At 70.6% G+C, this 19,004-nt stretch carries 20 protein-coding genes; 11 read left to right on the plus strand and 9 right to left on the minus strand.

The features are described 5' to 3' along the window. Positions 1 to 93 precede the first annotated feature (93 nt). Together AB0C01_RS13190 and AB0C01_RS13195 are read left to right on the plus strand one after the other, a co-directional pair. Positions 94 to 774 (plus strand): GAD-like domain-containing protein, encoded by a 681-nt coding sequence (locus tag AB0C01_RS13190; RefSeq protein WP_357255142.1) that lies wholly within the window; start codon positions 94 to 96, stop codon positions 772 to 774. Next, a complete protein-coding gene (locus tag AB0C01_RS13195; protein ID WP_357255145.1) occupies positions 771 to 1,055 on the plus strand; it encodes a hypothetical protein in 285 nt (94 codons plus the stop codon). The genes AB0C01_RS13190 and AB0C01_RS13195 overlap by 4 nt, the downstream gene beginning before the upstream one ends. Before the next feature lie 84 nt (positions 1,056 to 1,139). On the opposite strand, the gene AB0C01_RS13200 is transcribed toward AB0C01_RS13195, so the two are convergent. From AB0C01_RS13200 to AB0C01_RS13210, 3 genes are read right to left on the minus strand one after another with little or no spacing between them, the layout of a single operon-like run. Continuing rightward, positions 1,140 to 2,633: an RICIN domain-containing protein gene (locus tag AB0C01_RS13200; protein WP_357571198.1), complete on the minus strand. Its 1,494-nt coding sequence runs from the start codon at positions 2,631 to 2,633 to the stop codon at positions 1,140 to 1,142. A gap of 51 nt (positions 2,634 to 2,684) precedes the next feature. After that, the gene (locus AB0C01_RS13205) at positions 2,685 to 4,124 is read right to left on the minus strand and encodes a glycoside hydrolase family 43 protein (RefSeq protein ID WP_357571199.1); all 1,440 of its coding nucleotides are present in this window, start codon (positions 4,122 to 4,124) and stop codon (positions 2,685 to 2,687) included. A 36-nt stretch (positions 4,125 to 4,160) separates the two neighbouring features. Further along, positions 4,161 to 5,690, minus strand: a complete 1,530-nt coding sequence (locus tag AB0C01_RS13210) for a family 43 glycosylhydrolase (protein WP_357571200.1) — start codon at positions 5,688 to 5,690, stop codon at positions 4,161 to 4,163. A 197-nt stretch (positions 5,691 to 5,887) separates the two neighbouring features. Here AB0C01_RS13210 and AB0C01_RS13215 point away from each other — a divergent pair, with 197 nt between their 5' ends. Beyond that, positions 5,888 to 6,370, plus strand: a complete 483-nt coding sequence (locus tag AB0C01_RS13215; protein WP_357255158.1) for a hypothetical protein — start codon at positions 5,888 to 5,890, stop codon at positions 6,368 to 6,370. 60 nt (positions 6,371 to 6,430) lie between these two features. Here the strand turns inward: AB0C01_RS13215 and AB0C01_RS13220 are convergent, their stop codons facing one another. The 3 genes from AB0C01_RS13220 to AB0C01_RS13230 form a co-directional block, all read right to left on the minus strand. Next, positions 6,431 to 7,306 (minus strand): endonuclease/exonuclease/phosphatase family protein, encoded by an 876-nt coding sequence (locus AB0C01_RS13220; RefSeq protein WP_357571201.1) that lies wholly within the window; start codon positions 7,304 to 7,306, stop codon positions 6,431 to 6,433. Between the two features lie 180 nt (positions 7,307 to 7,486). Further along, the gene (locus tag AB0C01_RS13225; RefSeq protein WP_357255164.1) at positions 7,487 to 8,032 is read right to left on the minus strand and encodes an SUKH-4 family immunity protein; all 546 of its coding nucleotides are present in this window, start codon (positions 8,030 to 8,032) and stop codon (positions 7,487 to 7,489) included. A 149-nt stretch (positions 8,033 to 8,181) separates the two neighbouring features. Next, positions 8,182 to 9,096 (minus strand): phosphotransferase, encoded by a 915-nt coding sequence (locus AB0C01_RS13230; protein WP_357571202.1) that lies wholly within the window; start codon positions 9,094 to 9,096, stop codon positions 8,182 to 8,184. Between the two features lie 180 nt (positions 9,097 to 9,276). Here AB0C01_RS13230 and AB0C01_RS13235 point away from each other — a divergent pair, with 180 nt between their 5' ends. After that, the gene (locus AB0C01_RS13235) at positions 9,277 to 10,029 is read left to right on the plus strand and encodes a hypothetical protein (protein WP_357571203.1); all 753 of its coding nucleotides are present in this window, start codon (positions 9,277 to 9,279) and stop codon (positions 10,027 to 10,029) included. A 9-nt stretch (positions 10,030 to 10,038) separates the two neighbouring features. Here the strand turns inward: AB0C01_RS13235 and AB0C01_RS13240 are convergent, their stop codons facing one another. Continuing rightward, positions 10,039 to 11,055 carry an ATP-binding protein gene (locus AB0C01_RS13240; protein WP_357255173.1) on the minus strand — a complete coding sequence of 339 codons (1,017 nt, stop codon included), beginning with the start codon at positions 11,053 to 11,055 and terminating at the stop codon, positions 10,039 to 10,041. Further along, complete coding sequence (locus AB0C01_RS13245; protein ID WP_357255311.1) at positions 11,048 to 11,743, minus strand: response regulator transcription factor; 696 nt, start codon at positions 11,741 to 11,743, stop codon at positions 11,048 to 11,050. The genes AB0C01_RS13240 and AB0C01_RS13245 overlap by 8 nt, the downstream gene beginning before the upstream one ends. A 149-nt stretch (positions 11,744 to 11,892) precedes the next feature. Here AB0C01_RS13245 and AB0C01_RS13250 point away from each other — a divergent pair, with 149 nt between their 5' ends. Next, entirely contained in the window at positions 11,893 to 12,972 is a 1,080-nt protein-coding gene (locus tag AB0C01_RS13250) for an NAD-dependent epimerase/dehydratase family protein (protein ID WP_357255176.1), read from the plus strand. Here AB0C01_RS13250 and AB0C01_RS13255 read toward each other — a convergent pair. Next, positions 12,944 to 14,299 carry a hypothetical protein gene (locus tag AB0C01_RS13255; protein ID WP_357571204.1) on the minus strand — a complete coding sequence of 452 codons (1,356 nt, stop codon included), beginning with the start codon at positions 14,297 to 14,299 and terminating at the stop codon, positions 12,944 to 12,946. The two genes, AB0C01_RS13250 and AB0C01_RS13255, sit on opposite strands and share 29 nt — an antisense overlap. A 147-nt stretch (positions 14,300 to 14,446) precedes the next feature. Between AB0C01_RS13255 and AB0C01_RS13260 the strand changes: the two genes are divergently transcribed. From AB0C01_RS13260 to AB0C01_RS13285, 6 genes are all read left to right on the plus strand, one after another. Next, the gene (locus AB0C01_RS13260; RefSeq protein ID WP_357255181.1) at positions 14,447 to 15,124 is read left to right on the plus strand and encodes a glycosyltransferase family 2 protein; all 678 of its coding nucleotides are present in this window, start codon (positions 14,447 to 14,449) and stop codon (positions 15,122 to 15,124) included. Further along, the gene (locus AB0C01_RS13265; protein WP_357571205.1) at positions 15,121 to 15,801 is read left to right on the plus strand and encodes a DUF2064 domain-containing protein; all 681 of its coding nucleotides are present in this window, start codon (positions 15,121 to 15,123) and stop codon (positions 15,799 to 15,801) included. The genes AB0C01_RS13260 and AB0C01_RS13265 overlap by 4 nt, the downstream gene beginning before the upstream one ends. 95 nt (positions 15,802 to 15,896) lie before the next feature. Continuing rightward, a complete protein-coding gene (locus AB0C01_RS13270) occupies positions 15,897 to 16,511 on the plus strand; it encodes a methyltransferase domain-containing protein (protein ID WP_357255314.1) in 615 nt (204 codons plus the stop codon). Continuing rightward, complete coding sequence (locus AB0C01_RS13275) at positions 16,508 to 17,656, plus strand: molybdopterin-dependent oxidoreductase (RefSeq protein WP_357571206.1); 1,149 nt, start codon at positions 16,508 to 16,510, stop codon at positions 17,654 to 17,656. Before AB0C01_RS13270 ends, AB0C01_RS13275 begins: the two co-directional genes overlap by 4 nt. Beyond that, complete coding sequence (locus AB0C01_RS13280; protein ID WP_357571207.1) at positions 17,653 to 18,066, plus strand: hypothetical protein; 414 nt, start codon at positions 17,653 to 17,655, stop codon at positions 18,064 to 18,066. Before AB0C01_RS13275 ends, AB0C01_RS13280 begins: the two co-directional genes overlap by 4 nt. A gap of 31 nt (positions 18,067 to 18,097) precedes the next feature. Continuing rightward, the gene (locus AB0C01_RS13285; protein ID WP_357571208.1) at positions 18,098 to 18,940 is read left to right on the plus strand and encodes an S-methyl-5'-thioadenosine phosphorylase; all 843 of its coding nucleotides are present in this window, start codon (positions 18,098 to 18,100) and stop codon (positions 18,938 to 18,940) included. Positions 18,941 to 19,004 lie beyond the last annotated feature (64 nt).

The raw sequence follows: 19,004 nt of genomic DNA on the forward strand, positions 1-19,004 counted from the left end.
CCTCGCAGCACCGACGGCGGCAGCGGCGGACCTCTAGGCTGCCGTTGTGCTCATGGACGATCGGGTGGCGGCGGCCCGCATCAACGTCCAATGGTGAAGGGCGAAGCGATGGCGCAGCATGAAGTGGCGGAGTTGGCGGGGAATTGGGGACGTCCCACCTACTCCGCTCCGGTCCCCGCTGGTCGGCTGGCTCAGTTCGCAGGCGTTGTGCCCGACCTGCTGCTGGCATGTTGGCGCCACTACGGATTCGCCGGCTTCGGTAACGGATTGTTCTGGTTGTGTGATCCCGAGGTGTGGCAGCCGGCGATCGACGCGTGGACAGACGACCTCGTCCTGCCGAGAGAAGACCGATGGATCGCGGTGAGCCGCAGCGCGTTCGGCGATGTGCAGGTGTGGGGTCAGCAGACGGGTTCGCGGTTGACGATCACCGCCCAGCACGGGTGGGTGATCCATACGGATCGGTCGGGCCGCGTGCTGTCAGACGATGGCCGCGATGACCGGCTCTACGCTCTGTTGATGTGCCAGGACCGCCGCAGTGTTGACCTGCACGGTGCCGATGGGAAGCCGCTGTTCGATCGGATCCTCGCACTGCGTGGCCCGGTGGGACCCGACACCATCTACGGCTTTGTCCCGGCCCTGGGTCTCGGCGGGGCGCTGCGTCCCGACCGGGCGGAGATCGTCGACGGACCCGTGCATCTGGAGCTGCTCGCCGAGCTCTCCGAGCGTCGCGTCGTCGACAACGACGACCTCCTGCAGATGTGGATCGGCCAGTGACCGACCCGGGCGCTGCCGGCGATGCGGCGGTGTGGCGGGCGGTGCGGGCCACCGACACGGGCCTGAATGGACGTGCCGCGCGCCTGCTGACCAGTGAGCCGACCGACGACGCGGGATGGCCGGCCGACCTGCCAGCCGGTGTGACGGAAGTGGTCATCGTCGAGGACACTCCCAGCCCGACAGCCACCCTGAAGGTGCAGACCAGCGGGGACGCCACGCCGAAGATCGCGCGGATCAGGTTCGACCAGCTCGCCGTACGCGCCACACCCGTGCAACGGTGACCGCGACGCCGATGCGGCCCGTACACCTCGTGTTCCGAGGTGTACGGGCCGCACCGTGGGTTCGTGACGACGTCGGGCCGACCGTCAGACGGCCGTGCGGGACCACTGCTGGTTGGTGCCGGTGTTGCAGGTGTACTGCTTGAGGACGACACCGTCCGCGGTCGACGCGGCCGGCACGTCCACGCACTTGTTGCTGTGTCGTGCCCGGAGCTGGAAGTAGTTGCCGTTCGTCACCATCTGGAACTGCTGGTTGGTGCCGTTGCCGCAGGTGTACTGGACCAGTTCGGCACCGTCGGCGGTCGACGCGCTCACCACGTCGAGGCACTTTCCGCTGAGCCGGCTGACGATGCGCCAGTAACCGCTGCCGGCGTCCTGGAACTGCCACTGCTGCCAGGCGTTGCCACCGTAGGTGTTCTGACTGACGCGCGCGCCGTTGTCGGTGTTCGGTGACTGGACGTTCAGGGCCTTGCCGCTGTGCCGCACGTCGACCCGGTAGAACGTCCCCGTCGACGGCGGAGGCGTCGTCGGGTCGCCGCCACCGATGGTGTCGCCCCACGCGTACCGGATCCGGTCCGCGCCGGAGGTGTTGCGGACGGTCAGGTTGAGGTCGGTGCCGCTGCCGGTGAGGGCGAACATCGAGTACCAGTCGTAGCCGATGGTGCCGGTCTTGCCGCCGAGGGCGGGCCAGTAGGTGCCGCCCATCTGGTTGTCCCGCATGACCTGGGCCATGGCGCGGATGTAGCGCACGAAGTTGTCGGTGCTGCCCGCGTCGGCGTAGTTGCGACCGTCGTTCATGGGGCCACCGAACTCGGTCGCGACCGCGCGCGAGGCGCAGTTGCCGAGGCGGGCCTGGATGTGGCTGCGGAAGCCGTCGTAGGTCATCGCGCCGTAGAAGAAGGTGTAGTAGTGGAAGGACAGCAGCGTCGAGTTGAAGCGGCTGTCGTTGCAGATGTCGCGCAGGTCCTGGCTGAAGCCGGTGCCGCCGATCAGCACCCGGCCGGGCACCGCCGACGTGTGGTAGCTGAGCCAGTTCGCGGCGACGTTGCGCCACTCCGTCGAGCTGTAACCGTGCGGCTCGTTCATCGGCTCGAAGTAGACGTTGGCGTTCGAGCCGTACGTGTTGGTCACCGTGGACCACATGGTGTTCCAGGCGGCGAGATTCGTGATCCTGCCGCCGGAGGCGGCGGCGTCCTCCCAGTAGGCGAGGATGACCTTGAAGCCGCGGGCGGTGGCGGCGTCGATGGCGCCTCGGTAGGCCTCCCACCAGGCAGTACCCACCGTATGGGTGTTGATGGGCAGCCGGACGGTGTTGACGCCCATGGTGGACGCCATGTCGTCGTAGATGGCATTGGCCTTGGCCCGCACCGTCGCGTTGCTGTCGGACATGCTCAGACCCTGCACGACGAGCGGGCTGGTCTTGAAGTTGTCACCCAACATGGCCCAGTTCATGCCGCGGAACTGGTTGGTGGCGGCGGCAGCGGGCGACGACGCGACGACGACCACGCCGCCGACCATCGCCGTCACGGCGGCCACCAGGGCGATCAACGTCCGGCGCATCGACCGGCTGATCCGTTTCATGTGTTGTCCAATCACTAGATCGTGCCTCTCCAGGCTCGACAGCTCGAGGGGTTAGCTGGTCACGCGGAAGGTCGCGTCGGCACGGCTCTGCGCGTCGGAGATCGGGTCGAGCCGGAGCAGGTAGGCGTAGTGCCGGAGGTAGCGGTCCGGGTGGCTGTAGGACTGGAACGACGTCCACGAGGAGTTGGCCAGACCGGCGACCTGCCGGAAGGTGGCGTCGGCGGCGAAGGTGGCGGTGCCGTCGTTGGCTTCCAGTCGGAAGTCGAACCCGTAGTGGCGCAGGTAGTAGCCCGGGTAGTTGACCGACTGGATGGAGACCGTGCCGGAGCCGGCCAGGCCGGGCACGACCCGCCACTGGCCGTCCTGGGCCGGGCTGACGTTCGGGTCGATGCGGACGTCGTAGTCGTAGTGCCGCACGTACCGGTCCTGGAAGTTGTACGACTGGATCCGGTTGACGGCGGTGACGGGCCAACGGGCGAGCACCCGGTTCTGTTCGGCGGCGGTCAGGTTGAGGATCGTGCCGTGCCGCTTCTTGGTGCCACCCATGGCGTACGAGCCGGACGCGGGCAGCCGGTAACTGCTCGGGCTCGACGGGTTGGTGGTCAGGACGGGCAGGTAGCCGCGCCCGGAGGAGTACTGGTCGAGGTAGAGCACCCACTCGTCGCGGTTGTTGTACTTCAGCCACATCGGGCCCTCGACCTGGGCGCCGGTCAGCCCGATGCCGGACAGGTTCCCGAGGTTCGTCCAGGTGCCGAGGATGGAGTTGCTGCCCTCGATGGCGATCTGGCCGTCCCGCGAGGCCCGCACGTACCGGTAGGCGCCGACGCCGGCCGGCACCTCGACGATCTGGGTGTCGATGATCTCCTGGTTGCCGGGTCGGTTGATGTAGACCTGCGGCGTGGTGATGCTGCGGAAGTTCGTCGTGCGCGCGGCGTAGATGCGGTGCTTGGTCGCCCCGTTGATCGGGACGTTCGTCGCCCAGTAGAGGACGTAGTCGCCGGTCTCCGGGTTCCAGATCGCCTCCGGCGCCCAGGCGTTGCGTCCGTCCGGGATCGCGCCGGCCACGTTCAGCAACCACGGCGTGGACCAGTTGACCAGATCGGTGGACTCCCACACGACGAGGTTGCGGCTGCCGTTGTTGATCGCGGCCGACCAGTCCTGACCACAGCCGATGCACAGGTCGGTGGCGATGATCCAGTACCGGTCACCGTTGGGTGAGCGGACCAGGGCGGGATCGCGGACGCCGCGGGTGCCGACTGTGGAACGCAGGACGAGCCCGCCGTTGTTGAGGTCGGTCCAGCGCAGGCCATCGGTGCTGTGGGCGAGGTAGATCTGCTGGGCGGTCGACGACTCGCCGGTGAAGTGCGCCATCAGGTAACCGACGGTCGGGTCGAGTGCGGACGCCTCCTTCGGTGTCGCCGCCGACCAGGTGGTGAACAGCAGGCACGCGGCCACCGCGACCGCGCCGAGCCGCGCGAGGACTCTCGACATGTGTCTTTCTCCTTCGCGGAGGGGCATCCGGGTCAGCTAGAGGGTCGGTACGACGGGACGGATGGTGCCGTCGGCGTTGAACTCCATCCGGTCGATGGCAGTCTCCCGGTTGGTGCCGTTGCCGGCCGGAACAGCGAACCGGTGGTAGGCGATGTACCAGGTGTCGCTACCGGGCGCCCGGACCACGGAGTGGTGGCCGGTGCCCTTGATGCCGACGTCGAGCCGCTTCTGCAACACCACGCCGCGCCTGGTCCACGGGCCGAGGGGCGACGGGCCGGTGGCGTACGCGACCCGGTAGTCCTCACTGCGCGTGTCGTTCTCCGACCACATGAAGTAGTACTGGCCGTTGCGCTTGAACACGAACGGCGCCTCGTTGTAGCCCGACGGCGTGCTGACCCGTACCTGCGCGGCGTCGAAGGAGGTCAGGTCCGTGTTCAGCCGCACGGCCCGCGCGACGCCCTGACCCCAGTACAGGTAGGACTGCCCGTCGTCGTCGGTGAACACCATCGGGTCGATCGCCTGCCCACCGGAGAACTGGTCGCTGCGGACGAGCGGCCGACCCAGCGCGTCGCGGAACGGCCCGGTGGGGCTGTCGGCCACGGCCACACCGAGGTGTTTGGCGGTGTTGCCGCTGGCCGCGCCGCCGCTGAAGTACAGGTAGTAGCGGCCGTTGGCGCTGGCCACCGCCGGCGCCCAGGCCGAGTTGTCCGCCCAGGACACGTCCGGGCCGTGGTCCAGGACCACGCCGTGGTCGGTCCAGTTGACCAGGTCGGTGGAGGAGAACGCCTTGTGGTAGGTGCCGGCCCAGCTCGCGTAGCCGTCGGTGGTCGGGTAGAGGTAGTAGCGGCCGTTGAAGACGGCGAGGTGCGGGTCGGCGAAGAGGCCCGGGATGACCGGTCCCTTGGTGGTCCTGGGCGCCCACGGCGCGACGAGACGGAAGGAACTGTCCGCCCGGAACGCGGCCGTGTCCTGGTAGGCGTCGAGCCAGAGTGCGAAGTCACGGTGCCGGATCCGCCGGGTCGGATAGTTGTACGAGGCGAGCGCCACCGAGCCGGAGACCGAGCCGTCGACCGCGCAGAAGGTGGCGTCGGCCCGGAACCCCGCGTCACCGGCGTTGGGGTCGATCCGGAGACGGTAGTCGCGGTGTCGCAGGAACAGGCCCGTCTTGGTCTGGAACGAGTAGCAGGCAGGCGAGGCCAGGCCGTTGACCACGGTGAAGGTGGCATCGAGCTTGACCTGGTTGGCGCTGCTGGAGGTCACCGGATCGAGCTGCCCGAGGTAGTCGATGTGCCGCACGTACCGTCCGGTCTGGTTGACCGCCTCCAGCGAGACGGCACCGGTCGGCAACGTGGCGGCCTGCGCCGGCCCGTCGGCGACCACCACGAGAGTGGCGGCGGCCACGGCGGAGAGCGCCAGGAACCGGAGGCGGACGTAGCCGTTGGCCCCGTAGCGCAGCCGCCACCGGTGGTCGGCTCTGCCGGTGTCGGCCCAGCGCGGGGTGGCCGCACCGTCCGGCGCCGACGCCGGCCCGCTGGTCGATGCCGCGGACGTTCGCCTGGGAATCACGGTGACGACTCCTCCTCCGGGCGGCCATCGATGTTAGCGTTAACAAGATCAACTCGCCACGCGGTACAGGAGCAATGTGTTCTGCTCGTTAAGTTCGCGTTGCGGACCAGTGTTAGCGATCGCATCAACGGGTGTCAAGGATCGAAGAAGTTCGCTCACCTTGATCGCGCCGCCACGGCCGGCGCTATCGTTCTGGCATGGTGCTCACGTCATCCGATGCCATCGGTGCCGCCTTCCTCGCCGCCGAGCCGGCCCACGGCGTCGACCTCAGCCTGTTCGGACAGTTCACCGGCTCCTGGGCGCTGGACTGCACCGAGTACGACCCCGACGGGTCCTCCACCGTTCGACGAGGCGAGTGGCACTTCGGGTACGCCTTGGGCGGCCGGGCCACCACCGATGTCTGGATCCTGCCGGGTGTCGAACACGGCGTCAGCGTGCGATTCCCCGACCCCGCTGCCGGCGCGGGGGTCTGGCGCTCGACGTGGGTGGGACCGGGACGGCGGCGGACGCACACCTTCCTTGCCTCTCGCGTCGGCGAGCAGATCGTGCTCGACGGCGGCGACCTCCGCTGGACCTTCTCCGACATCGAGTCAGACGAGTTCCGGTGGCGCAACGAGGCACGCCAGCCCGACGGCACGTGGCGGCTCGACCAGACGTTCCGGGTGTGGCGGCAGGCCTGACCTGACCAACAGTAGGCACAGACCGCTGCGGAGGCCGATGGTCGGCCGAAGGCGGACGCGTCAGTTCTGGATGGAGAACGTCGCGACGACACCGTTGTGGTCGGACCTGGTGGCACCGACGATGTCGTAATCGGTCATCCACATCACCTGGTGACCGGGTAGCCGCTTCCAGAAGTAGACGTAGTCGATGTGCCGATTGCCGTGTGTCCCGGTGCCCTTCTCGCCGTAGAGGTTGTAGTTGGAGCGCAGATTCGGCAGCTCGTTGGCCTCGAAGACCTGCCACGGGAACTTCGCGTACCCGTAGCTCCGGTCGGCGCTGAAGTCGACGTTGAGGTCACCGCTCACGATGACCTGGCCCTCGTCCTGCTTGTCCACCGCCAGGTCCTTGAGGCCTTGGAACTGCGCCTCGGCGCACCTGGTGCGCGGCAGGTCCTCCGGTCGGCCAGCGTTCTCGATGCTTGCCACCGCGTGGGCGTTGATGTGGGTCACGTTGCGGCCACTGGCCTTGTGCCGGTATTTGACCCAGTTGTTGTACCGCGCGGGCGGCACCTCGCCCGGGCCGTTGGTGTCACAGACGAAAATCGACCCCTTGTCGAGTACGTCGAACACGCTCTTCCTGGCGATCAACGCCTCGCCAGCCTGGTTGGTCCCGCCCGGCGCGTACAACCACCAGCCGTTGTCGGCGGCCCAGCTCTCCAGGAACGCCTTGCGGGCACCGACCTCGTTGAGACCGACGAGGTCCGCCTTGGACGCGATCAGGTTCAGGTCGTACACGAAGTCGGCCTGGCTCAGCCCGTAGTAGATGTTCAGCGTCGCCGCCTTGAAGCCCACGCTCGCGGCAACCGCAGGGGTTGCCGGCAGCAGAGCCGCCACCAACGCGACCGCAACCGCGAGAGCGCCCAGTGCGCGGGCCTGCCAGTCCGTTGTCCTGCGCATCGATGTCCCTCCGCACAAGCCGCCGTCGGTGGCGGCCAACGAACCCTATCGACCCAAGTCGACGCGGTGCCGAACGTCCGGTAACGAAGGATCGACAGACCTGGGTCGATCGACGACCATGCTCCGCAGCGATGTCGAGTCGACCCGGCCGCGCGGGAAGCAGATCACCTCGTGCCGCGGTCAGTCGTCCGTGTCCTCGTCCTCGTCGTCGCCGGGCGTGGTCAGGCCCTGCTCGTCGAGGAAGCCCCACCAATCGTCGTTGTCGGAGCCGACCTCGCCGTACCCGGCCCCGAAGACGTAGTAGGCGAGGAACGAGTCGAGGTCCGGCGCGACTTCGAGGAACGTCTCACGCATGAACCACTCGTCGGTGGTCTCCGCCGGCAAGTACCAGACCGCGCCGGTATCGCGTCGGATCAGCAGCGGCTCGTCACTCAGCGTGCCGAAGACCAGCCACTCGCCCGGTTCGTCCGCGACGCCGGTGAACTCGGGCATCAGCTCGATGTAGTACTGGACGTCGCCGAGCAGGTCAGTTCCGCGAAGGTCGAACGAGCCGGCCCGGAGGCCGTTGGTGGTCTCCAACAGCTCCCGGACCGACCGCGGCAGAGCTGCGGGAATCTGGTCGGCCGGAGCGCCGTCGTAGATCTCGGCCCACACCAGCGTCGCCGGCTGGTCCGCCTCCAGGTCGGTGCGCAGCTCCGCGATGAGCTCCCGCAGGTCGGGGTTCAAGCCATTACCTCCATTCGGATCGGCGCGCCATCGGGCAGCTTCTTGATCTGTTGCCAGCTTTGCCGGCCGACATCCCGTGTGTTCCACCGAGAGGGTGGTCAGATCCGGCATCCGGTCCGGCTGAACCTGGTTAGCGTTCAGAGCTGGGGTCAGCGGCTCTGCTGGAACCAGGCGGCGACCAACTCCAGCGGGCGGCGGCGGCCGGTGAAGATGGTGACCGTGTCACGGAGGTCGTAGGTCTGGCGGGCATCCGTGGGCGTGGTTACGAGGCGGTTGAGCATCGCGGGGGCTAACCAGAAGTACTTCGCGGCGCCGGTGAGTTGGATGGCGCGGCGGACGGTGGCGGCGTCCACCGCGCCAGCGAGGCCGCGAAGGTAACCGGTGGTGACCAGTTCGACGACCTCGTCGATCAGGACCAGGTCGACCAGGCCGTCGAAGAACGTGTCGAGGATGAGGTTGGCGGCGTCCTCGCCGAGTGGACCGGGACCGACGAAGCTCCAGTCCAGCAGCACCGGCCCCGAGTCGTCGACGATCAGGTTCGTCGGCCACACGTCGTGGTGGCAGAGGGTGCGGGGCAGCTCATCCGTGGCCCGCAGCACGTCGTACCGGCGTAGCCAAAGCTCTCGGAGGCTGGCCCGGAGGTCGTGCGGCCAGGCGGAGGCCGCGGTGGGATGGTCCCAGGGAATCGGTTCGGTGACGGGGCGGGTCGTGGTGTAGTCGCGCAGCCAGTCGCGGGACAACCATGGCTCGGTGGGGCGCCGGCCCAGCCAGAACGCGTGCCCAGCGCCGAGCCGCTCGGCGAAGTCGCCCAGCGTCGCGGGCGTTGCCGCGGTGCCGGGCACACCGTCGACGTGCTCCAGCCACAGCGCGACCGACCCGTCGGGCCGGTCCGTCCACTCCAGCAGGGCCGGAGCGCGGATGCCCGCTACCGAATAGGCAGTCTTCGCCAGCCCATCGCGGTAGGCCAGGGCTTCTCGCTGCCAGTAGTTCCAGTGGCCCTGGTCGGTGCTCGCCGCCCAGTGCGCGGGCACCCCGTTCCGGCCCGGCGGTGCCGCGATCTTCAAGATTGTTCTCCGGCCATCGCGGTTCACCCGCCAAATACCACCGGTCGCCCCGTTGAGCGAGTTATGGGTCAGCAGTTCGGCCTCCGACTGCCGCCCTATGAGGTCACCAGGCGGGTTCATCGGCCCATCCTAGGTACCGCCCGTTCATCGGCGGTGAGCACGGACGGCTACGGTGCTGCGATGGCGGTGTGGGAGCTGTGGCGGCAGGATGACAACGGTAACCGGGTCCAGATAAGCGCTTTCGCTGATCGGGTTGAGGCGCTGGCCAACGCCCTGGCGTTGGAATCTGGGGTGGTGCACAAGCAGACCTACTGGCTCCACGGGCCGCCCGAGCCGGTCTGCCGCACGAACCGCGACCTCTACCGACGCCTTGTCCGAGAAGGCGAGGGGATGAACGCCGCCGGACACAGTTTGGACAGGTTCCTGCGCGGCTGGTGGCAGGTTGCCCGGCCGCTGTCAGGTCAGGTCCGGCTGGACCTGGACACGGTTGCCGCGATGGTCACGGCGGCCGGCATGGTCGAGCCGGCGCCGTTGCAGGCCTCCTGGCGATCCGCCGAGTTCCGCTACACACACGAGCCGACCACGTATGCCCACTGGGAAGCCATCGTCCTGTCGCAGATCGCGGACCTGGCCGACTTCGCCGACCAAGGTCCCCTCGACAAGTACGCCTACTTCGGCATCTACGCGCCCCGTCCCGCCGGATGTGTACGAGCCCTGAGCACCACCTGGTACAACTTCGATCCGAAGGGTTACCTGGAATGCGGGATGGCCGGGGCGCTGGGCGGCTGGAGCGAGGACGACGGCATACGACAGCCGCTTCCTGGCCCACACCCGGAGTTCGTGGACGAACGGGAGCCAGGCGATCAGGCCATCGATTTCCTCGGCTGGGACGATCTGGCAGAGCTGGCCCGATGTGGGCAGCAGTACGAGTAGCAAACCACGTCAGGCGGTGGCCAGGCGAACCATGAACTGGCAGCCCTCCGGGGTGTTGCGCACCTCCACCCGACCGCCGTGCGCCTCCACCAGGCCGTGGACGATGGCCAGGCCGAGCCCTCCGGACGCCCCACCGTCGCCGGGGCCGGGCGTGCGGGCCGGCTCGCCACGGAACGCGATGTCGAACAGTCGGGGAAGGTCGGCCGGGGGGATGCCGCCGCAGGTGTCGGCGACCGACAGCCAGGCGTGGTCCTCGTCGTGGCCGGCCTCGATGCGTACGGTGCCGTCCTCCGGGGTGTAGCGGACCGCGTTGAGCAGCAGGTTGGCGACGACCCGGGCCAGCTCCGGCTCGCTCGCGGCCACCGTCGGCCAGCCCGACTCGCTGGCGATCAGCTTGATCCGGCGGGCGTCGGCCAACGGGGTGGTGCTGGCCAGCGCGTCCGACACCACCTCGCCGAGCGGCACCGCGGTCAGCGACAACCGCAGCGCTCCGGCGTTGATCCGGGACAACTCGAACAGGTCGTCGACGAGTCGGGTCATCCGGTCGGTCTCCAGGCGGATCCGGCGGTGGTACTCGTCGACGGTGTCCGGATCGCGGACCACCCGGTCCTCCAGCGCCTCCGCCATGGCCCGCAGCCCGGCGAGCGGGGTACGCAGGTCATGGGAGACCCAGGCGACCAGGTCGCGTCGCCCCTTCTCCAGGTGCCGTTCCCGTTCCCGCGCCTGGTCGCGCCAGACCGCCGCGCGGGCCAGTCGACGGCCGAAGTGCCCGCCGACGGCGAGGCTGACCACCCCTGCCGCCGAGACGGTGATCAGCACCACCTCGAGGTCGTGTGCGGAGAGGAACATCGCCTCCGCGACCGCCAGCACCCCCACGGCGACGGCGACCACCGTGGTGGCGAGCAGCACGCTGAGGTGCACGGTGATCGAGCTGCGCCGAAGCGCGCGCAGCAGCAGCGCGCCGGCGAGCCCGATGCCCAGTGCCGCGCCGAGGGCGATCGCGAAGATCAGCAGTAGGTCACGCATCGGCTGGCTCGTACCGGTAGCCGACGCCCCAGACGGTCACGATCCGCCGGGGATCGGCCGGGTTGTCCTCGATCTTCTCGCGCAGCCGGCGTACGTGCACGGTCACGGTGGAGTGGTCCCCGAAGTTCCAGCCCCAGACCTGCTCCAGGAGTTCGGCCCGGCTGAACACCCGGGACGGGTGCCGCATGAGGTGGACGAGCAGGTCGAATTCGCGCAACGTCAGCACCAGGTCGGCATCGGCGAGGCGGGCGGTCCGGGAGGTGGTCTGCACCACCAGGCTGCCGTCGAGGAGCGCCTCCGGCCGCTCGGGTGGCGGCCCGCTCGCGGCGCGCCGGAGCACCGACCGGACCCGGAGCACCAGTTCCCGGGGGGAGAAGGGCTTGGTCAGGTAGTCGTCCGCGCCGAGTTGCAGCCCGAGGATCCGGTCGGACTCGTCACCCCGCGCGGTCAGCATGATGATCGGGATGCCGTCCGGCCGGGCGCGCAGCTCCCGGCACACCTGTAGGCCGTTGATCCGGGGCAGCATCAGGTCGAGCACGACCAGGTGCGGCACCTGGCGCGCCACCGCCGCCAGCGCCGCTGCCCCGTCCGCGGCGTGGCTGACCTGGAATCCGTCGTGTTCGAGGTACCGACAGATGACGTCACTGACGGTCTGGTCGTCGTCGACCACCAGCACCCGCTGTGTCACGAACGTCCCCCGCTCCGGCCCGTCGACCTGTCCATCCGCCCAGCGTAGCCAGGCGGTGGGCGCCGACCGCACCGGCGAAACCTAACGAGGTTCTTACGGCTGCGCGAGCCGGCCGGTACGGGCGTACGCGGGGTCCTACGGTGACCGGAATGCGGATACTTGTCACCGGTGCTGCCGGGTTCATCGGCTCCCACGTCGCCGACCTGCTCGGCGAGGAGGGGCACGAGGTGGTGGCCGTCGACGCGCTCCTGCCGGAGGCGCACGGTGCGACGGCACCGCCCTGGGCGCAGCGACACGACCTCGTGGTCGGCGACGTGCGCGACCATGAGCTGCTGACCCGGCTGCTCGCCGGGGTCGACGCGGTCTGCCATCAGGCGGCCATGGTCGGCCACGGCGTCGACCCGGCCGACGCCCCCCGCTACGCCGCCCACAACGACCTCGGCACGGCCACCCTCCTCGCGGCGATGCACGCCACCGGCGTACGCCGGCTGGTGTTGGCCAGCTCGATGGTGGTCTACGGCGAGGGCCGCTACCACTGCCCGGTCCACGGAATCGTCCGGCCGGCCGGCCGCCGTGCCGCCGACCTGGCCGAGGGCCGGTACGAGCCGATCTGCCCCCGGTGCGACCTGACGCTCTCCCCCGGTCTCGTGCCCGAGGACGCGCCGCTGGAACCGCACAGCACGTACGCCGCCACGAAGCTGGCCCAGGAACACCTCGCCGGCGCCTGGGCCCGGCAGACCGGCGGATCGGTCTGGGCGCTGCGGTACCACAACGTCTACGGGCCGAGGATGCCCCGCGACACTCCGTACGCCGGGGTGGCGTCGATCTTCCGGTCGGCGCTGGCCGCCGGGCAACCGCCGCGGGTCCTGGAGGACGGTCGGCAGCGGCGCGACTTCGTCCACGTGACCGACGTCGCCGCGGCCAACCTGCTGGCCCTGACGACACCGGCGCCGGAGCCTCTGGTCCCGGTCAACGTCTGCTCGGGTGAACCGCACACCGTCGGTGAGCTGGCCCACGAGCTGGCTTCGGCGATGGGCGGACCCCTGCCGGTCATCGTCGGCGGCGGGCGGGTGGCCGACGTCCGGCACGTCGTGGCCGATCCGGCCCGCGCCGCCCGGCTGCTGGGTTTCACCGCCCGAGTCGGCTTCGCCGCCGGCGTCACCGACTTCACCACCGCGGTGATGCGGGAGCCGGCGTCGGTCAGGACACCGTCCACAGTAGGTGGTTGACGGCGAGAGCCGTGCCGGCCTGGGCCGCCAGCCACCACCGTCGGTGTCCGGGGGGCAGGTGCGCGGTGGCGACCAGCAGCCAGACGGCGAACGGTAACCAGATCCGCTCCACCTCGGCCTTGCTGAGCCCGGACAGGTCCGCCGCGAGCACGGCCACCGCCGCCGCGACGGGCAACCACACGGTGGGGCCGGCGCTGACGATCCGCTGGCGTAGGGCCGTCCGGAGCGGTGGTCGGATCGACACGGCGGCCACCGCCCGGCGCAGCGCCGGCCCGAGCACCGGCCCGGCCGAGAGCAGCAGGGCGGCGAGGTTCGCCCAGATCCAGTAGCCGTACGGGCGTTCCGCCGCCCAGCCCTGGTAGTAACGACGCGCCACCAGGTGGTAGCCGTCCAGCCACCAGAAACCGGCGACGCTGAACCCGGCGACAACGACCGCGACCGCCGTCGCCGCGACCAGGAGCACGCCGAGGCGGTCCCGCGCCCGCAGCAGCACCACGGTCACCACGAGGACCCCGACCAGGACGAACCCGTACGACAGGTAGAGCGCGAATCCGAGCAGCAGCCCGCCGAGTACGGCCCCGGGTCGGCCACCCACCACCAGCAGCGCCAGTCCGGCGGCGATCACCGCCGCGAAGATCCCGTCGGCGGACGCGCCCACCCAGACCGCCCCCGGGAAGAGGACCAGGAACGGCCACACCGCCCGAGCGGCATCCTCGGCCCCGAGCGCCCGCAGCGTCACCGGCACCGACACGGCGACCGTGGCGCCGAGCACCACACACGCGAGCCCGGCGGCGGTCCCGCCGCCCAGGCCGACCCGCTCCAGGACGACGAAGAACAGCAACGCTCCCGGTGGATGACCGGCGGCGTGGGTGGACCACGAGTCGGGCTGGAAATCGAGGATCCGATCGGCGTAGCCGGCCACCATCGCACCGACATCCGTCACCCGGGGTACCTCGTGCAGGTACTCGGCCTGCACAGTGAGCCGCTCGGTCAACCCGGCGGACCAGCCGTCCACCAGGGCCAGCGACAACGTCCAGAGCACCGCGCCGAGGTAGCCGACGACCAGCAGCAGTGGCCACCGCGCGGTGGCCCCCCAGCGGGTACCCCGCCAGACGAACAGTGCCGCGACGAGGAGCGCGGCGGGAGTGCCGGGACCCAGATGCGGCTGCCACGCGGCGTAGAGCGGGGCGGCGTCCGCGTGGAGCTGCACGCCCCGATGGTTGAGCAGTGCGCCGACGGTGACGGCGACGACGAGCAGGGCAATCTCGGCGCCGATGACGATCAGGTCGGCGGACCGGGGTCGCCCCGGCCGGGTCATCATGGTCATGGTGACGGCCGACGATACGACCTCCGGCCAGGGATCCGACGGCGCGACGGCGCGACGTCAGGGACTCGTAAGATCCCCTGCCGCGTAAGCGATTCGTAAGGAGCGACGGCGGTCCGGACGGACCGTGGCGGGCCTAGCGTCGCCGGTATGCACACAACGATCGACGTGGTGCTGCCCTGCCTGGACGAGGCGGCCGCACTGCCTGCCGTCCTGAGCGGGCTGCCACCCGGCTACCGGGCCATCGTGGTCGACAACGGCTCGACCGACGGTTCGCCTGCCGTCGCGGCCGAGTACGGGGCGCGTGTCGTCCACGAGCCGAGACGCGGGTACGGCGCGGCGGTGCACACCGGCCTGCTGGCGGCGGACGCGGAGCTGGTCTGCGTCCTCGACGCGGACGGCTCGTTCGACCCGGCCGAGTTGCCCAGGCTCGTCGCGGCGGTGCTCGACGGTCGGGCGGATCTCGCCGTCGGGAGGCGTCGGCCGGTCTCGGCGCAGGCCTGGCCGTGGCACGCCCGGATGGGAAACGCGCTGGTGGCCGCGCTGCTGCGGCGGCGCGGCGTGCCGGTGTACGACATCAGCCCGATCCGGGTGGCCCGGCACGCGGCGCTCCTGGGACTCGGCGTTGAGGACCGCGCGTTCGGTTACCCCCTGGAGTTGCTGCTGCGCGCCACCGAGGCGGGCTGGCGGATCCTCGAGCTGGACGTCGCGTACGCGCCCCGGGCCGCCGGCACCAGGTCGAAGGTCTCCGGGTCGGTCCGGGGCACGGTACGGGCGAGCCGGGACTTCGCTGGAGTGTTGCGCGCCGGCGTCGGCGGTGGCCGGTGAACGTCCTGCTCCTGGTCGCGAAGGCACCGGTCGCGGGGCTGGCCAAGACGCGCCTGTGTCCTCCGGCGAGTCCCGCCCAGGCGGCCCGGGTCGCGGCGGCGGCGCTGTTGGACACCCTCGCGGCGGTACGCGCCACCGCCGCGACGATTCCCGTGCTGGCCCACACCGGTCGGTTCGCCGATGCCGAGTGCGGCGCGGAGCTGACCGCAGCGCTGGCGGGCTGGCACCTCGTCGCACAGCGCGGCGCCACGTTCGCCGACCGTCTCGCGAACGCGCACGCCGACACCGCCGTGGCCTTCCCCGGCCGACCGGTGCTACAGATCGGCATGGACACCCCGCAGGTCCGGCCGGCCCTGCTCACCACCGCCCTGGAATTGCTCGCCGCGCACGGAGCCGTGTTCGGGCCGGCGCTCGACGGGGGCTGGTGGGCACTCGGGTTACGCGACCCGGCGTACGCGGGCGTGTTGCGCGACGTGCCCATGTCCACCGACGACACCGGTCGCCGTACCCTCGCCGCTCTCCGGGAGCACGGCGTACGCCCGGCGATCCTGCCCGGGCAACAGGATGTCGACGACTGGCCCAGCGCGCTGGCGGTCGCGGCCGACCTGCCCGGCACGCGGTTCGCGGCTGCCGTCGAGTCGGTGGGCGGCCACCTGGTGAACGGACGCCTCCGGTGAGTTCGACGATGATCCTCGACGGTTTCGCCGTGGCGCTGGGCGGGCTCGGCGGGTGGTCCGCCGACCAGGATGCCCGCGGTACGCCGGTCGCCCCGATGCCTCCGGCCCCGTCCGAGCACTGGCTGGTGCACACCGACGGACGACGCGACCTGTTGCCGGTTCGGCGCTGGCACGGTCCTCCCGAACCGGCGATCGAGTCGCTCGCCGCGCGCTGCGACGGGCCGACGATCGACCTCGGCTGCGGCCCCGGCCGACTGACCAGGGCGCTCGCCCAGCGCGGTCTCGTCGCCCTGGGGGTGGACATCTCCGCCGAGGCGGTACGGCTGACCCAGGGCCGGGGTGTGGTCGCCCTGCGACGCGACGTCTTCGACCCCCTGCCCGGCGAGGGGCGGTGGGCTCACGCCCTGCTCGTCGACGGCAACATCGGCATCGGCGGTGACCCGGTCCGGCTGCTGCGTCGGTGCGCGGCCCTGCTCGCGGCCGACGGGACGCTGCTGGTCGAGGTGGAGCCCCCGGGAGCCGGGCTGTGGCAGGGACAGGCGTTCGTGCTGTCCGGGGCGTCCGGCGACGGGGTACGTCAGGGGCCGACGTTTCCCTGGGCGCGGGTCGGTGCGGACGTGCTGGCCGGTACCGCCGCCGCTGCCGGCCTACGGGTCGCGGACCGTCTCCGGTTCGGCACACGCTGGTTCGCCGAGTTGGTCCGCCAATGATCCGCCAGCCGCGCGTCCCCACCCCCGAGGACTTCACCGCGCCGTCGCACTCACCGCTGGTCGCCGCCCGGCTCGGCCTCTGGCTCGGGGTGGCGTTCGGGCTGTGTTTCGGCACCGGGCTGCTCAGCCACTACCTCCAGCACCCGCCCGGTTGGTTCACCTGGCCGACCCGACCGGTCAACCTCTACCGGATCACCCAGGGCGTCCACGTGCTCTCCGGCATCGCGGCGATCCCGTTGCTGCTGGCCAAACTGTGGAGCGTCTACCCGCGGCTGTTCGTCCGGCCGCCCCTGCGCCAGCCGATCCGGTTGTCCGCCCACGCCCTCGAACGGATCTCCGTCCTCGTCCTGGTCTGCGCGGCGTTCTTCGAACTGGTCACCGGCCTGTTCAACGTCGCCCAGTCGTACCCCTGGGGGTTCTTCTTCCCGACCGCGCACTACGCGGTCGCCTGGCTGGTGGTGGGCGCGTTGCTGCTGCACGTCGCGGTGAAGCTCCCGATCGCCCGCGCGGCACTGGGCACGCCGCTGCGGCCCAGCGCCGGTGGGCGAGACGATCGGGACTCGTCCGGACGTCGCGCGTTCCTGCGTACCTCGGCGGGTGTCGCCGGAATCGCCGTGCTGGCCACCGCCGGCGTCACCGTCCCGTGGTTGCGTCGGGTGTCCCCGCTAGCGTGGCGGTCCGCGTCCGGACCGCAGGGCGTGCCGATCAACCGGACGGCCGCCGCCGCGCGCATCGCCGTTCCACCCGACTGGCGGCTGGAGATCGTCTGGCCGGGCGGGCGGTACGCCCTGTCCCTGGCCGACCTGGCGGCCCTGCCGCAGCGCACGGCCGAACTGCCGATCGCCTGCGTCGAGGGCTGGAGCGCCTCCGCCCACTGGACCGGTGTGCCCGTCGTCCACCTGCTCCGCCGGGCCGGCGCACCCACCGGCCGACCGGTTCGCGTCACCTCCCTGGAGACCGACGGCCTGTACGCCGCGAGCACCCTCCCCGCGGCCCACGCCAGTGACCCGCTGACCCTGCTCGCACTGCGGATCAACGGCGAGGACCTGTCCCCTGACCACGGGTACCCCTGCCGCCTCATCGCGCCGAGCCGACCGGGTGTGCTCCAGACCAAGTGGGTGGCCCGGCTGGAGGTGCTGCGGTGAGAACCGTCCGACTGCTTCTGCTCGTGCTCGGCACCGCCGCGGCGGCGTACGGCGGTTGGCTGCTCCTCCCCCAGCTCGCCACCACCCTGCCGTGGCTGCTCGGCGGTCCGCTGCTGCACGACATCCTGGTGGCACCGCTCGTCGGACTTGTCGGGCTGGCCCTGGGCCGACTGGTGACCGACCGGTTCCGCCGGGCCTGGATCGGCGCGGGCCTGCTGGCCAGCGCCACGTTGCTGCTGATCGCGGTGCCCCTGCTGTGGCGACCGCCCTCGGCGCCTCCGAACCCCGGCCTGCCGGACCGTGACTACCCACTGGGGCTCGTGGCCGGGCTGGCCGTCGTCTGGGGCGTCATCGTGCTCGTGCTGGTCGTCACCACGATCGTCGGCCGGCGCGGCGCCAACCGTTCCTGAGTCCCCCACCCGCCTCCGAGGAGACGTGCACATGTCAGAAGGCAACGCCCGCCCGCCGATCGGCGTGATCGGCGGATCGGGTTTCTACGAGTTCCTCGACGACGTCAGCGAGGTCACGGTCGACACACCGTACGGACCGCCGAGCGACTCGCTGTCCGTCGGGAGCGTCGCCGGGCGACCCGTGGTGTTCCTGCCCCGCCACGGACGTCGGCACACCCTCCCCCCGCAACTCATCAACTACCGGGCCAACCTGTGGGCGCTGCGGGCAGCGGGCGTCCGGCAGGTGCTCGCACCGGGGGCCGTGGGCGGTCTGCGACCGGATCTGGGTCCCGGCACCCTCGTCGTGCCGGACCAACTGGTCGACCGGACCGCCGGCCGCGAGCAGACCTACTACGACGGGCGGCCCCGCGCGGACGGGCAACTTCCCGGGGTCGTCCACGTGCCGTTCGCCGACCCCTACTGTCCGGTGGGGCGCGCCATCGTCCTCGACGCCGCCCGCAACGCTGATTGGCAGCCGGTCGACGGCGGCACCATTGTCGTCATCGAAGGGCCGCGCTTCTCCACCCGCGCCGAATCACAGTGGTACGGCCAGCAGGGCTGGTCGGTCGTCGGCATGACCGGTCACCCCGAAGCGGTGCTGGCCCGCGAACTGGCCCTGTGTTACACCGCGCTGTCGCTGGTGACCGACCTCGACTCCGGCGTCGAGGTCGGGCACGGCGTCACCCAACAGGAGGTGTTCACGGTCTTCGCGCGAAACGTCGAACGCCTGCGCGTCCTGCTCGGCGACGCGATCCAGACGTTGCCGGCGGACCAGGCGGGCTGCCCGTGCGCAGAGGCCCTGTCCGGCACGGACACCGGCATCACGCTCCCCTGACAATCGGGGCGGGGTTGTCGACAGCTGCCGATTCGTAAGGGTTCCGCAAGGGTTCGCGACCGGT

Source organism: Micromonospora sp. NPDC048905, from assembly GCF_040649655.1.
In the GTDB taxonomy this organism is placed as follows: Bacteria; Actinomycetota; Actinomycetes; order Mycobacteriales; family Micromonosporaceae; genus Micromonospora.